13 protein-coding genes and 2 tRNA genes are annotated in these 14,594 nt (G+C 55.9%); 12 read left to right on the top strand and 3 right to left on the bottom strand.

What is annotated here, in order from left to right; all coding sequences use genetic code 11:
* Window positions 1-123: 123 nt before the first annotated feature.
* From thiS to VPK24_RS14335, 6 genes are all read left to right on the top strand, one after another.
* Window positions 124-348: a sulfur carrier protein ThiS gene (gene thiS / locus VPK24_RS14360; protein WP_190354566.1), complete on the top strand. Its 225-nt coding sequence runs from the start codon at window positions 124-126 to the stop codon at window positions 346-348.
* 596 nt (window positions 349-944) lie between these two features.
* The gene (locus VPK24_RS14355) at window positions 945-3,299 is read left to right on the top strand and encodes a CHAT domain-containing protein (protein ID WP_393014357.1); all 2,355 of its coding nucleotides are present in this window, start codon (window positions 945-947) and stop codon (window positions 3,297-3,299) included.
* Window positions 3,300-3,824: 525 nt separating this feature from the next.
* Window positions 3,825-5,249, top strand: coding sequence for a form I ribulose bisphosphate carboxylase large subunit (locus VPK24_RS14350; protein ID WP_099534321.1), 1,425 nt, complete (start codon window positions 3,825-3,827; stop codon window positions 5,247-5,249).
* A 134-nt stretch (window positions 5,250-5,383) separates the two neighbouring features.
* Window positions 5,384-5,791: a RuBisCO chaperone RbcX gene (rcbX, locus tag VPK24_RS14345; RefSeq protein ID WP_099534322.1), complete on the top strand. Its 408-nt coding sequence runs from the start codon at window positions 5,384-5,386 to the stop codon at window positions 5,789-5,791.
* Window positions 5,792-5,885: 94 nt separating this feature from the next.
* The gene (locus VPK24_RS14340; RefSeq protein ID WP_099534326.1) at window positions 5,886-6,221 is read left to right on the top strand and encodes a ribulose bisphosphate carboxylase small subunit; all 336 of its coding nucleotides are present in this window, start codon (window positions 5,886-5,888) and stop codon (window positions 6,219-6,221) included.
* A gap of 206 nt (window positions 6,222-6,427) precedes the next feature.
* Window positions 6,428-6,949: a bifunctional nuclease family protein gene (locus VPK24_RS14335; protein ID WP_099534323.1), complete on the top strand. Its 522-nt coding sequence runs from the start codon at window positions 6,428-6,430 to the stop codon at window positions 6,947-6,949.
* On the opposite strand, the gene VPK24_RS14330 is transcribed toward VPK24_RS14335, so the two are convergent.
* Entirely contained in the window at window positions 6,930-8,117 is a 1,188-nt protein-coding gene (locus VPK24_RS14330; RefSeq protein ID WP_393014354.1) for a tetratricopeptide repeat protein, read from the bottom strand. The genes VPK24_RS14335 and VPK24_RS14330 overlap by 20 nt on opposite strands.
* A gap of 188 nt (window positions 8,118-8,305) precedes the next feature.
* On the opposite strand from VPK24_RS14330, the gene VPK24_RS14325 reads away from it, so the two are divergent.
* Complete coding sequence (locus VPK24_RS14325) at window positions 8,306-8,926, top strand: YybH family protein (RefSeq protein WP_393014352.1); 621 nt, start codon at window positions 8,306-8,308, stop codon at window positions 8,924-8,926.
* Window positions 8,927-9,251: 325 nt separating this feature from the next.
* Here VPK24_RS14325 and VPK24_RS14320 read toward each other — a convergent pair whose 3' ends face one another.
* Window positions 9,252-10,367: a universal stress protein gene (locus tag VPK24_RS14320; RefSeq protein ID WP_393014350.1), complete on the bottom strand. Its 1,116-nt coding sequence runs from the start codon at window positions 10,365-10,367 to the stop codon at window positions 9,252-9,254.
* A gap of 32 nt (window positions 10,368-10,399) precedes the next feature.
* The gene (locus VPK24_RS14315; protein WP_393014348.1) at window positions 10,400-11,911 is read right to left on the bottom strand and encodes an HlyD family secretion protein; all 1,512 of its coding nucleotides are present in this window, start codon (window positions 11,909-11,911) and stop codon (window positions 10,400-10,402) included.
* A gap of 35 nt (window positions 11,912-11,946) precedes the next feature.
* On the opposite strand from VPK24_RS14315, the gene VPK24_RS14310 reads away from it, so the two are divergent.
* The 5 genes from VPK24_RS14310 (at window position 11,947) to VPK24_RS14290 (ending at window position 14,569) form a co-directional block, all read left to right on the top strand.
* Window positions 11,947-12,072 (top strand): hypothetical protein, encoded by a 126-nt coding sequence (locus VPK24_RS14310; RefSeq protein ID WP_393014346.1) that lies wholly within the window; start codon window positions 11,947-11,949, stop codon window positions 12,070-12,072.
* A gap of 98 nt (window positions 12,073-12,170) precedes the next feature.
* Window positions 12,171-12,255 (top strand) — tRNA-Tyr (locus VPK24_RS14305).
* 4 nt (window positions 12,256-12,259) lie between these two features.
* Window positions 12,260-12,331 (top strand) — tRNA-Thr (locus VPK24_RS14300).
* 81 nt (window positions 12,332-12,412) lie between these two features.
* Complete coding sequence (gene tyrS, locus VPK24_RS14295; RefSeq protein WP_190354561.1) at window positions 12,413-13,621, top strand: tyrosine--tRNA ligase; 1,209 nt, start codon at window positions 12,413-12,415, stop codon at window positions 13,619-13,621.
* A gap of 336 nt (window positions 13,622-13,957) precedes the next feature.
* The gene (locus VPK24_RS14290) at window positions 13,958-14,569 is read left to right on the top strand and encodes a PH domain-containing protein (RefSeq protein WP_393014344.1); all 612 of its coding nucleotides are present in this window, start codon (window positions 13,958-13,960) and stop codon (window positions 14,567-14,569) included.
* Window positions 14,570-14,594 lie beyond the last annotated feature (25 nt).

Below are 14,594 nucleotides of genomic sequence, written 5' to 3'. Positions count from 1 at the left end.
ACGCCAAGCCCTTGAGTCGTTTGGGCGGGACGGGGGGCACAACCCGATCGCCGGGACTGTTGCCCCAATTGCAGCAAACCTTCCACATATCCAGGCCCTTTGAGCCGTTTTGGAGGATCCTTCATGAGTGAGCTATCCAGTTCAACCATTGCCTTGCAGGTGAATGGCGAAGCCCGCCACTGTGCTCCTGGCACGCAGCTCCCGGATTTTTTGACACAATTGGGACTAAATCCGCGTTTGGTGGCTGTGGAATATAACGGTGAAATCTTGCATCGGCAGTTCTGGGAGCGCACCACGTTGCAGGGGGGCGATCGGCTGGAGATCGTCACGATCGTGGGTGGCGGCTAAGGGTGGGGCTAGGGGTTTAAACCCCTTGTCTGTCGGGTAGGCGGGCCGACAATCTGGAGATGGAGTCGTCGGAATTGCCCGATCGGGCCCGATCGGGATGGATTGCCCACCGATGCCCAGACCATCAAAGGCTGATGATTTTGAAGCGGATGATTTTGAAGGATTGCGATTCGGGAAATTGCAATTCAGGGAATTGGCATCCAGGGCAGCAACGATTCAGCAACGATTCAGCTCGATTGCCGATTCGGGTCGATCACCCAGTGATCGCCACCGATTGCTCAGTGATCACCTACTGATTGCCCGCCGATCATCTAAACCGATCGTTTGATGGGGCGTGATCGCAAAAAAAAGCTCCCCACCCGAAGGCGGAGAGCTGAGATATCGTCAGGGTGCATCTACCTGTCTTTTCCCTTCGCAGAACCATACGGTTGATCCGGAGAAGCTGACGAAAAAAGTTTTAGCTAGTTTGGTTTTTGATTGTTCTTATTGACTTTCCGCTTGTTCGCTTTCTTCTTGCTTGCTTTCTTCCCTTGCCACCCTATGGCTGTCTGATTTTTGGCTGTCTGATTGTTCGCCCGCTGTAGCGCCCTTGTCCTATGCCGACTTCCGTGATCGCCAAAGCCGTCTTGGAATTTCACCTGTCGATTACGCCGCTGGGTGGGGACGATCGGGTGTTGATTCGCACGGAGCGAGCACCTAAGGGAGTGATGTTGGCGGAGGAGCAAGCCATTTGGCCGATCGGGGAATGGTTGGTGCAGGCGGAACGGTTGATGGCGGATCCCCTGTGGGATCTGTTTCGCACGGAGCCAGCGACCGATGAGCGCCTGGCCAGTCTGGTGGCCTTGGGAGAACAGCTATACAGCGCTTTATTTCAAGGCTCCATTCGCGATCGATGGATTTCTGCCCAAAGCGTGGCCGATAGTCAAGATGCGGCGCTGCATTTGCGGTTGGGACTGCGGGGCGATCGATTGCTGCAACTGCCCTGGGAAGCGCTCTACGGCGATGGGCGACTGTTGACCACGGGCACGGACATCACCTTTTCTCGCTATCGATCGCAGTTTGGCCGCTCCGGCAGCTTTGATGCGCGGCGGTTGACCCTGCGCCGCTCAGATTCATTGCGAATTTTGGTGGCCCTGGCAGCTCCCGACGACCAAGCGGCCTTGGCCGTGGAGCAAGAAGTGGGGCGGTTGCGCCAAGAGCTGCAACAAACCACCGCCCACATGGAAATCGATGTGCTGGATCAGCCCGATCGGGAACAACTCACCCATGCCCTAGAGCAGGGGCAATACCATGTTTTTCACTACGCCGGCCACAGTGACCCGGGCCCCGATGGGGGCAGCTTGCACTTGGTGAATCGGCGCACGGGACTGGCGGAACCCTTGGCGGGCAACGACTTGGCGGGGCTGTTGGTGAATAACGGCGTGTGGCTGGCTTTTTTGAACTCTTGTCGGGGCAGCGACTCGCCGGTTTATCGATCGGATGCGCCGGAAACCGATGCGGACACGTTGGCGGCGGCTCTGATGAGGCGCGGTGTGCCGGGGGTGTTGGCCATGTCGGAGCAAATTCCCGACGATGTGGCGATTACCCTGATGCAGTTGTTTTATCGCAATCTGCGTCCAGACTATTCCCTAGATTTAGCCACCAGCCGAATGCGTCAGGGGTTGGTCTCTACCTATGGTTCGGCGCAGTTCTATTGGGCCTTGCCCATTTTGTATTTGCATCCCGATTTTGACGGGCTGTTATTTGCGGCCGGAGTGCCCCTGGCGCTGCCGGGGCGATCGCCCTTAATTCCCAACGGTGAGCCACTGCCCACCACACCCCGATCGCCCGATGAATCGGGGTTGCGGCCCCCAATGCCCCTGAAGGGTCTGGCGGATGAGCAGCTAGCGGATGATCAGTGGGCTGACCAAACCATGGCGGTGAATCTGGAGGAACTGGTGGCGCGATCGCCCTCGGATGCCTCAAAGGGCGATCATCCGGCAGTGAGCCAGGGTGCCCCCAATCGTCAAAGGGGCCAAGAGGGGCAGGATCATTTATTCTCTGCTGCATCCTCATCTGCTGCGGCCTCATCCCCTGCGGTTCCATTAACGGATCGATCGCATCCTCGGTTTGACCTGGGATCCGCCGACGCGGACAATGCTGCCCGATCGGGGGCTGCCAAGGCCGTCACAGTGCCCCAATCTTGGTTAGTGGCCGGAGCCTTGGCCGTGCTGTTGGGGGCTGGCGGGCTGTGGTGGACGGGTTCCCGATCGGGAACCCGATCGCAGCCAGCCCCCCAACCCACCGCCCCGATCGCCCAATCCCTGAATCCGCCCAACGATTGGAACAACACCGACACGGAAACAGTGCAGGCGATCGCCCTGCAAGCCTTGCGCCAAAAGCAACTTCCCATCGCTGTTCAGGCGATCGAAGCCCTGCTGGCCCCCAACCGCAACGCCGCCGCCATTGCCCGTGACGTGCTGCAAACCCTCCCCAACAGCCAAGACACCGCCGAAACCCTCTTTTTGCGCGGGCGGGTGACCTGGCAACTGGCACGCCAACAGCAACCGGACTACAGCTTCAACGATGCCCAACGATTTTGGGAGCTGGCCATTCAACAAAGCCCTAACGATCCGCGCTATCACCTGGCCCTAGGGTTTGCGCATTTTCAGACCCAAGCGCTCGATCGGGCCGAGCAAGCCTTTGCCGAATCCTTGAACCTCACCCAAACTGCTGACGGAGCCATCCTCAGCGATAACCTGGCTCTCACCGCCCAAGCCGGCCTCGCGCTGGTGGCTCAGTCCCGGGCCCAGCAGAACAACGACTCCGCTGCCCTGCAACAGGCCATTCGCTACCGTGATCAGGTGCAAGCCAATGCTGGTAGCCAGTTTCAGCCCCCCGTTTTGGCGCAAAATTGGCTCTGGACAGAGTTGGCCCTCAGTCAATGGCAGCAACTGCTCAGCCGATCGTAATCTTTTGAGATCTTGCCATTTGCCCCGATCGATCGCCCCAAAGACTGGGGCAGGATCTTCTCAGTGTTAGCCAGAGTTTGGCTCTGCTGGCTTGCGCTGTGCCCCTTTGCCCCGTTTTCTCGATCCCAACACACGATCGCCTTTGCTACGAACCGTAACGCTAATTACGAAAATTCATAAGATCCCAAAGTATTTGCAAAGTTCTAGCTATACCTTTCCTGATATATTTTTTTTGGGCAATTCGGCTACAACTTCGCGAGAGTGCAGCCCGTTGGCGGTATCGTCTCGACCGTCACCTTTGAAGAAACTGCTTCTCTCGGATTTCTAGCTGCTTGATCGCTCGTCTAAGCGCCGATTCATCGAAAATAATGCAATTTGCATAATGCGCTCGCATTCCTCGGTCTGCGAAGCTCCAAGATCTAAGGGGCTTCGCAAGATTCTGCTGCGAAGACGCTGCTGATCTCTCAATCGCCCACCACTTTCGCCGACCCTCGATCGACGAAGCAGTTCTTAGGAAGGGACGTTATGGCTTACGCACAGACGCAATCAAAAGCTGGCTACGACGCTGGCGTAAAAGACTACAAGCTGACCTATTACACGCCGGACTACACGCCGAAAGATACTGATATTTTGGCTGCGTTCCGCATGACCCCGCAACCGGGCGTTCCCCCGGAAGAAGCTGGGGCAGCCGTGGCCGCTGAGTCCTCGACCGGGACTTGGACCACTGTGTGGACTGACCTGCTGACCGACCTCGATCGCTACAAGGGTCGTTGCTACGATCTAGAGCCGGTTCCCGGTGAAGACAACCAATACATTGCCTACATCGCCTATCCTCTGGATCTGTTCGAAGAAGGCTCCGTTACCAACCTGCTGACCTCGCTGGTGGGTAACGTTTTCGGCTTTAAGGCCCTGAAAGCGCTGCGCCTGGAAGACTTGCGGATTCCCGTCGCTTACCTGAAGACCTTCCAAGGCCCCCCGCACGGGATCCAAGTAGAACGCGATCGGATCAACAAGTACGGTCGTCCCCTGCTGGGTTGCACCATCAAACCCAAACTGGGTCTGTCGGCGAAGAACTACGGTCGTGCCGTTTACGAATGTCTGCGCGGCGGTCTGGACTTCACCAAAGACGACGAAAACATCAACTCGCAGCCCTTCCAACGCTGGCGCGATCGCTTCCTGTTTGTGGCTGATGCCATTCACAAGGCGCAAGCAGAAACCGGCGAAATCAAGGGTCACTACCTGAACGTGACCGCTGCCACCTGCGAAGAAATGCTGAAGCGGGCCGAGTACGCCAAAGAACTCGAAATGCCCATTATCATGCATGACTTCTTGACGGCTGGCTTCACCGCCAACACCACCCTGTCGCATTGGTGCCGTAACAACGGCGTGCTGCTGCACATCCACCGCGCCATGCACGCGGTAATCGACCGTCAGAAGAACCACGGGATCCACTTCCGTGTGCTGTCGAAGTGCTTGCGGATGTCCGGTGGTGACCACATCCACACCGGTACGGTGGTCGGCAAGCTGGAAGGCGACCAGGCCGTGACCCTGGGCTTCGTGGACTTGCTGCGCGAAAACTACATCGAGCAAGACCGCAGCCGTGGGATCTACTTCACCCAAGACTGGGCTTCGATGCCGGGCGTGATGGCTGTGGCTTCGGGTGGTATCCACGTGTGGCACATGCCCGCACTGGTTGACATCTTCGGTGATGACGCAGTGCTGCAATTCGGCGGTGGTACGCTGGGTCACCCCTGGGGTAACGCTCCGGGTGCAACGGCGAACCGTGTGGCTCTGGAAGCTTGTGTCCAAGCCCGTAACGAAGGCCGCAACCTGCTGCGTGAAGGCGGCGACATCCTGCGTGAGGCTGCTCGCTGGTCTCCTGACTTGGCTGTGGCCCTGGAACTGTGGAAGGAAATCAAGTTCGAGTTCGAGGCGGTTGATACCGTCTGATGATGCGGCGAGCCGGTTGATTGGCCGATCGAGGGGGAAGCTGCGCACCGATGGAAATCGGTAAGCCGGTAGCGGTTTCTGAAGCTGCGATCGTCTAGCATCGTGAGAACGTTGGGCGATCGCGGAGGCTGCGTATGGATCTCAAGCAAATTGCCAAGGATACGGCCAAAACGCTGCAAAGCTATTTGACCTACCAGGCAATGCGGACTGTCCTCGCGCAACTACATGAAACTAATCCCCCCAAGGCGGTTTGGCTGCATCGGTTTTCGGCGGAGAGCAATTTGCAAGATGGGGAAGCCTACTTGCAATCACTGCTGACTGTTGATCCGGATTTGGCCTTTCGTCTGATGACGGTGCGTGATGAGTTGGTCAGTGATGTGACTGACTATTTGCCGGAGATGGTGCGTGAAGGGGTTCAAAAGTCCAATGGCCATCTCCGTCGCCAGCACCTCGAGCGGTTAACACAACTGGTTTTGGCTGAGGAACCCGATCGACTCCTGGAATCGGAGCGGCGATCGGGTGACCACTCGATCGATGATTAATTCCACTTCTGGAATTAGCCACGGGATGAGTGAATCGCATTCGAATTGCATTCGTTGAAGTTTTTTCTCTTCGCCCCGTTTGGAGACAACTGGCATGAAGACTCTGCCCAAAGAGCGTCGTTTTGAGACCTTCTCGTATCTGCCTCCCCTCAGCGACCAACAGATCGCCAAGCAAATCCAGTACATGATCGACCAGGGCTACATCCCCGGTGTTGAGTTCAACGAGAACTCGGATCCCGAGGTGTACTACTGGACGATGTGGAAGTTGCCCCTGTTCAACGCGCGTTCGGTGCAAGAAGTGTTGACCGAAGTGCAAGCTTGCCGCTCGGAATATGGCAACTGCTACATCCGTGTTGTGGGCTTCGACAACATCAAGCAGTGCCAATCGGTGGGCTTCATTGTGCACCGTCCTAACCTGAGCCGCTACTAAGTCGCGGCGGGAGCTAGCTGGCGCGATCGAGATCGTTAGCGGCTAAAGTGGTCATTTTGAATGAGCAGCAGGGGTGAGGTTGACTCGCCCCTGTTTGTTTTTCTGCGGGTTTTTTCCGTAATCCCGCCGATTGGCAGGGCATACTGAGAACAGGCTTGAAGGCGAATACCGGTCAATCGCTCACGGATGCTACGGATGCTGGGTCTATGGTGGAAATGAAGGTTGCGGGAATTGCATTGGATGCGGCGAGCCGCACGCCGATCGTGTTGCTTCGAGATACGGCCGATCGGCGTGCCCTCCCGATCTACATTGGGCCGGATCAAGCCAAGGCGATCATCAGTGCCATGGAGGATCGGCCACCGCCGCGCCCGCTCACTCACGATTTGATGGCGAATCTGCTCCAGGCTTGGGAAATGACCCTGGAGAAGGTGATTGTCCATTCGCTGCAAGATGGCACGTTCTATGCGGTGCTCTGTGTACGGCAAGGGGATGTGCAGAAGGATATTGATGCGCGCCCAAGCGATGCGATCGCCCTGGCTCTGCGCACCGATAGCCCCATTTGGGTGATGGAGGAGGTGATTGCCGATGCTTCGGTGCCGGTCGATCGGGACGCGGACGAGGCTGAGCAAGCCGCTTTTCGGGACTTTCTCGCCAATTTACGCCCGGAGGATTTCTCGGAGCGAGGCAATCGTTTTCAAGGTGAGCCGACTAGCGAATCGGAGAGTTAGGACGACAGAAGCTGACGCGGCTGTAAAGGGCGAAGGCGGCATCTTCGCGCATGGGCTGCGCGTTGCGACGAGGAACAGGGATTTGGGGATTGAGCCGATCGAGCAATTCTCGGTAATCCAAGGCTGTTTCCGCAAAACCGGTGAACCGATCAAATACCCGAGCGATCGGGGTTTGTTGAGCCACAAAGGTCACGAGGGCGTTCCATTGGGTGCGCCGGGTGGGGCGACCGTCATCTAATTCCTGCACAAAGGAGTTGGGCGAGAATCCCATGGGCGCAAAGGCCACGCCCCGATCGAACTGATAGGCACTTTCGCAAAGGCGCAAAATGCAGCCCCGATCGGGTAAATGCAAATCCAAGAGAGGAACCCAATCTTGGGTTTGATCTCGGCGCACAATTTGGCCGCGCGCATTCAAATCAATCACCGATTCCACCACGGGCACGGCTCCTAACACGCGCTGGCTCACCTCTGCCCACCGGAAAGCCAAGGTTCCCAACTGGTGTTGATCGTTTTCGCAAATCACGATCGGGTCTGGATCAACGGATTGGAAATGCTTGATGGTGAAAGTTTTGACGGCTTGTACCGCTTTTTCATCCACACAAAAGCAGGGAATTTGGTGCGATTGGAGGGCTTCCGCATAGACTTGCAGTTCTCCCAAGAGGCCGGTGCGATAGAGTCGCCAATCGCGGCTGGGCAACTGCATCCGGGCGGTATAGGGATCTAAGTCAAAAATGCGGGCAAATTGTTTTGCTGCTTCCAGGCGATCGTTTGAGGCGATCGGTTCCAAAATTAAAATGCCGTGGGCTGGTTTTTGGGGGCGATCGCCCTGGTTCTTGCCTTGATGGGTGGCTTGGCTGGCGGCGGCTCGGGCTTGGGTGATGGCGGCTTGGCGTTGGGTGCGATCGGCCGTTTCCAAGCGCTGTAACCCCTGGCGAGCTTGGGCCAAAATCTTGGGATTGGGGTTGGTTGTGTTTCTCAGCAGTTCTCGATAAATGGGTTCCGCCACTGCCGGTCGCCCCGCCAGCTCATGGAGCCGCGCCGCATAGAGTTGCACCCAAGGATCGTGCGGGTGGCTGGTGAGCAGTGGATTCAGCAACCGGGCGGCGGTGCGATAGTCCTTGTTTTTAAAGGCTTCGATCACGCGATCGATTTCGGGAGGACGACTCATGGGCGATCGAACCTACGATGGCCGTTGCAGCAAGGGGTGGTGGAACTCAACTCAACTCAATTCAACTCAACTCAATTCAACTAAACCCAAAAATCTAGATCCCAAACGACTAGATCCCAAACGACTAGATCCCAAACTAGACGCTAACAACGATTCAAGGGGAAGGAACTTTGATGATGGATCCAAGCATGGCACAGGTATGGCGGCGGTTGCGAGTGGCGATCTTCAGTGCTGTAATTGGCGCGATCGGAACCGGAGCCATGGCTTGCCCGCAGTCGCTGGCCGCCACCCTCACTCAGCCCCACCAGGCCAAGACCCAACCGGAGCGCCCCCGGGTGCCGCCCCGAACGCCACCCCGAACGCCACCCCGGATGCGTCCACCAGTGGAGTTGACCGAAAATCAGATTCGATCGCGCTTGGAAGGGCTGCTGGCCGCCATCAAAAACCAAGATATTGAGGCGATCGTCAGCTTCTATGCACCCAATGCGGCAATTCGGGCAACGGTGAACCTCGCCGGAGGATCTCAAATTATTCGGCTTGACGGTCGCCAACAAATTCGAGATTTGCTGGAGCTAGCCTATCCCCAAATGCGCATGACCGCCGTTCGCTACGAAGATTTGGTGATTGAGATTTCGCCCGATCGCTCCCAAGCGGTGGTGACCTGCACTCTGTTTCAGTCGGCGCTGGCTCGCGATCAGCCCCTGAACAGTGTGGCTAATCAGCGGTTGGTGTTTCGCGTCATTGATCAAGAAATTCTAATTACCGAAGATATTTCTGAGGAAACGAGTCGTAGTTTTCCCAAAAATTAGCCCCAACCCAGCGGCCCTGTGGGAAATTCGTGACCGGGAAAATTGCCCAAAAATTCCCGTGCTGAAAACCGGAAACCCCTTGGAAAATATTAGACCTCTTTCACGAAAACCCCTTTCCTCCAGATCGGCCGATCAACGATCATTTTGTAGGTTGGGTTGAGGCACGAAACCCAACAACAGCAAGGTTCGTAGTGATCAAGTTGGGTTTCGCAAAGCTCAACCCAACCTACCGGAGAACCAAGCATTTGAGCGTTTTGTCAGTCAATCAGTAATCTTAGAAAGGGATTTAGGATCAAAATCGTGATTGATGCAAGAGGTCTATTGATCAAGACTCAGCAGAATTCTGAGATCGTGGGGCGCGGCCGTCATGACTCATGATGTGCAAATCCACTGACTGCTCCGTTAGGAGATTCATCAATCGGTAGGTTAAAGAACCGCGCAGGAATAATTGCCATCGCGAGCGACGAGTTTCGCCCAGCACAATTTGTGTAATTCGATAATCTCTGGCCACTTTGGCGATCGCCTGGGGAATGTTGGACGCTTGAACTTGTAAAAACTCTCCCCCAAACTCCTCACAAAGTCGCTGACAGCCCTCAATTTGGAGAGCTTCGCTTTTGCTTAAAAACCGATCGGGCGGACAAACAAATAAGCCATACAAGGGCGCATTCATATAGCTCGCCAAACGCGCTGCCCGTCGTAATAGGCGCATCGATCCTTCGTAGGTTGAAACACAGACCAACACGCGCTCATGAATGTTACAAAACGGAGTGCTGGGATCCTGGTCGATCGCCTGTTCTTCAACATTGTCGGCCACTTCCCGCAATGCCAATTCTCGCAGAGCAATCAGGTGGCGACGCTGAAAGAAATTGGTCAACGCTTGGGGAATTTTATCCAGGGCATAAACCTTCCCGTCCTGTAGGCGTTCTTCTAAGGTTTCAAGGGTGACATCAATCACCACGACCTCATTCGCTTCCTCAAGGATTCGATCGGGCAAGCGTTCTCGAATCACCACACCGGTAATTTGAGTCACGAGATCATTGAGGCTTTCTAAATGCTGAATATTCAGCGTGGAAAACACATCAATTCCCGCCGCCAAAATCAGCTCCACATCTTGATAGCGCTTGGGGCGATCGCTCGTGGGCACATTGGTATGGGCCAGCTCATCAATTAACACCAACTGGGGCTGGCGATCGCAAATGGCGGCCACATCCATTTCCGGCAGCAATCGATTTTGATAAGCAATTTGGGCAGGGGGAACCACCTCCAACCCGATCGCTTTGTCGGCGGTTTCTTTGCGGCCGTGGGTTTCCAATAACCCAATCACCACATCCACGCCCTCTGCCTTTAATTGCTGGCCTTCTTCCAACATGCGGTAAGTTTTGCCAACACCGGGAGCCATGCCGATGAAGACCTTATGTTTACCGCGTTTGGGAATATGCATGAGCCGATCGCCCTTTGAAACTGACTGCGCTCCTAGGGATTAGCCGATCGCCCATCGCCAGGTTTCGCCTTGTTGTTCAAGATGCTGTCGAGGGTCTGCCCTGGGGGCAAATCCGTGAAAACCCGATCGCCCGGTTTAATGCCTTGGAGCACCTGCACCTGGTTGCCCAAGGTGGGACCCAAAACCACCGCGCGAAACTCCGGCTTTTGGGTGGCATTGGGGACTAAAACGCCCGTGCGGCCGCGATCGGTCACCACAGCCACCGTCGGCACAACCACGGCTTGGGGCAGGCGATCGCCCACAAAGACCAAATCCACATTCATGCCCGATCGCAACACCTCCTGCCCTGACAGAATTGCCACGCGCACTTCAAAGGAGGTAACATCGCGCTCCCGAACCGCCTCCGGAGCCACCAGCTTCACCCGCCCCCGAAAGACCCGATCGGGATAGGCATCGGCCGTAATTTCCACCGTTTGCCCCAATCTGATTTGCCCAATGTCCACTTCCGGAACCCGAGCCAACACCTCCAACCCGCTGGCCAGAGCCGCGATCGAGGTGGAAGTTGCCCCACTGCCGGAGGAAGCGGACGTGGTGGGGGTCACGAAGGAGCCGGGTTCTGCATACTTTTGGGAGATGAATCCGGCAAAGGGCGCACGCACCACGGTGTCATTCAATTGCGTTTGGACCAGGGTCATTTGGGCGCGGGCTTCGGCCACATCGGCCCGGGCGGCGGCGATGTCCTCAATCCGGGAACCGTTCCGAATTCGATCGCGCCCCTTTTGGGATTCCACCAACGCCGCCTTGGCTCGATCGACATCCGCCTTGGCGCTGCGGGCCTCTTGCTCAAACCCATCCAGGCGATCACGCTCAATCACTCCCGCTTCCGCCAGCGATCGGTTGCGTTCCAGTCGTTCCCGTGCCAAATCAAGCCGCGCCTGGGCACTCACCACATCCGCGCGCGATCGATTAACGCGAGCTTCCGCCTCTGCAATTTCTTCCGGTCGGTTGCCGGTTTGGGCCTCCGCCAGCCTTGCCTGGGCCCGCGCCAAGCCGGCCTGGGCCCGTGCCAGTTGCGCCTGTAGCTCCGCATCATCCATCCGGGCAATCACTTGGCCCTTTTGCACCGCATCTCCCTGTTCCACATACAACTCCAGCAGTCGTCCAGAGGTTTTGGGACTCAGGTTCACGGTTTGGATCGGGCGGATAGTGCCGCTTGCATCAATCTTGACCGTCAAATCAGCGGAGGTGACCGGAACGGTCAGCTTGGCCAAGGGATCAACCGCCGGATCCGCTGGCTTGCGCAATTGCCACAGACTCCAACCGGCGGCTCCCAAGATGGCCGTGGCTGCCACCCCCAACAAAGGCCAAAACAAACGGCGCGATCGCTGCTCCCATTGGTTCAGCTCCTGGAGTGCCGAGGGTGAGGCTGGGGGGGCAGATCCAGAGTCCGAATCAGCAGCCGGGGCACTTGATGGGGATCGCTGGGCCGTGCCTGATCGACCCGCATTCGATCGCTGGGTATCAGGCTGAGACTCAAGTTGCACAGGTTGCTACTCAGAACGCGCTAACTATATTCATTATGAAAGGGATTTGGCGAACTGCGGGAGCCGCCGCCCGGCGAAATCTCCACACCCGGCGATCGCCCCAGCGGCCTCCCGATCGTCCCCAATTTTTGACCCCAGCGTTGCCCAACATCCCGCCCTAGCCGGGCCAAGCGCTTCCTCAAAAAAATTTAAAAGATTTTTGGGCTGCCTATTGGGAATTTTCGATCCTTGTGCTATTGTTATCTCCCGTGGTGGAAGCGGGTCGATGCCCGAGTGGTTAATGGGGACGGACTGTAAATCCGTTGGCTATGCCTACGCTGGTTCAAATCCAGCTCGGCCCACCACCCCGCCTCTGTAGCTCAGTGGTAGAGCGCACCCTTGGTAAGGGTGAGGTCACGAGTTCAATCCTCGTCAGAGGCTCTTTTGATCAGCTCATTGAAATCTTTGAGCCTCGATTGTCAACCCCTATTCAATCCCTATAGCGAATTGAGCGCACCAGTTATGGCAGCGTCTAACTTCGATTGGCTCCATCGCGGAACCGCTGATATTTTTCCCAACCAACCCGACTCAGCGGATCCGACCCAGAACCTAGAGCGGTTGCTGGCCACGACCGATCGCCCCTTACGCGTCAAGCTCGGCATTGACCCCACCGGCAGCGAGATTCACCTGGGGCACAGCATTCCTGTTCGCAAATTGCGCGCCTTCCAGGATGCAGGCCACACCGCCGTCCTGATTATTGGCGATTTCACGGCTCGCATTGGCGACCCCACCGGTAAATCGGAAGTGCGCAAGCAACTGACCGAAGCGCAAGTGCAGGCCAACGCGGAAACCTATTTGGAACAGGTGCGATCGATCCTGGATTTTGAAACGCCTGGCCGCCTGGAGGTGCGCTACAACTCCGAGTGGTTAGCCAAGCTGGACTTAGGCAAAATCCTGGAACTCCTCAGCACCATGACCGTTGGCCAAATGTTGGCCAAGGAAGGATTTGCGGAGCGCTATCAGCAGGAAAGCCCCATCTTTTTGCATGAATTTCTCTATCCGTTGATGCAGGGCTACGACTCCGTGGCCGTGCGGGCGGATGTGGAACTGGGTGGCACAGACCAAAAGTTCAACCTAGCCGTAGGGCGAGATTTGCAGCGCCACTTTGGTCAAAAACCGCAATTTGGATTGCTCACGCCCATCTTGATCGGGACAGATGGGGTGCAAAAAATGTCCAAATCCTTGGGGAACTATGTGGCCCTGCGAGAAGACCCGCTCACCATGTATTCCAAGCTGGAAAAGGTGGCCGATGCGCAACTGGAAACCTACTTTGAACTGATGACGGATTTACCGTTGGATCAGTTGCCCGAAAATCCTCGCGATCGCCAAAAATTGTTGGCCCTGGAAATTACCCAACAAATCCATGGCGAGGCGATCGCCCTGCAAGCCCAAAAAGATGCCATGAATTTGGTGTCGGGCGGTGGCGGCGCGGAAAATGTACCGGAATTTTCCTTGGCTCAGGTGGAATTTCCGGCTCCAATTTTCTATCTTTTGAGTGCCACAAAGTTATGCACCACCAGTAGCGAAGCCCGTCGCCAAATTCAAGGGGGTGGTGTGAAACTGGATGGCGAAAAGCTGGCGGATGTGAACCAAAAGTTTGAATCGGCGGCGGATTTGTTGGGCAAAGTGCTGCAAGTGGGAAAAAAGAAATTTGTGCGATTAGTGGCCTAGGAACAGCCCAAAGCCTAGTAGTGCGACAGGCTTAATATATTGGGTCAAATATTGGGTCAAAGTTGCGGAGCCAGTCGTGGTAACAAGGGGCTTGAGCATCTTGCTGCTTAACGATCAGGTGACGGTAACAGCCATATCATTTAACCCAGCGAATTAAGGCAGCCACGCTACTAGCCTGAGAGTTGATCGCCCCTGGCAACCAACAAAATCCGATTGTTATACTGGCTGGCCGGGCTAGCCTCAAAATGGTTACTCAAGTCAGCCTGGCAAGGTTGGGCAAAGTAATGCTGGGCTGGGCAATGCTGGGCTAGGGCTAATCAACAATTGGTGATTCCCATGTTTAAGAGTTTGGCTTCGGATGCCTTGGGTCTCAGTGATATTGGGGTGGTGATTCGTCCCCAGGATTACGGCAAGGTTGATGCGGACGACTACATCATCAATGAAGAAGGCGAGAAAATCTATTTTTTAATTAAGTCCAAGATGGATGAATATTGCTTCACCAACTTGGCGCTGATCCATGTGGATGGCACATCGGCTGTCAGCAAAAAACGCACTTTGCGGCGCTTTAACTATGCCCACCATGCCATTTCCCATGTGACTTTGGAAACGGCGGGAACGCTCGATCGGGATGTGGAAATTAAGTTTTCCATGGGCAACCAGCATTACTCGATCGATGTGGCCAAAGTCCATATTCACGAACTCAAGGACTTGTATAAGGCCCTGCTGAAAATTGCCTTAATTCAGCAGGAAAATACTGCGTTCCACGGCTATGCACAAACCAGTTTGAACACGGCGGCCACCACCATCAGCCGATCGACCAGCACTTCAACGGCGGAAGAGCAATTCAAGGCAATTAACCAATATGCATTCAATTGGTTAAAGCTGGCCCATGAGTCCTATGTGCGCAAGGATTTTGGGGAAGTTTTCGAGAAATTTATTAATAACTAATCGCTCGCGGCTAACGTCTTGCGGG

The sequence above is a fragment of the Limnothrix redekei LRLZ20PSL1 genome (assembly GCF_043235035.1).
Classification (GTDB): Bacteria; Cyanobacteriota; Cyanobacteriia; order CACIAM-69d; family CACIAM-69d; genus CACIAM-69d.
Note: the sequence above shows the minus strand (reverse complement) of the source record. Positions and strands in the feature narration are given on the sequence as shown.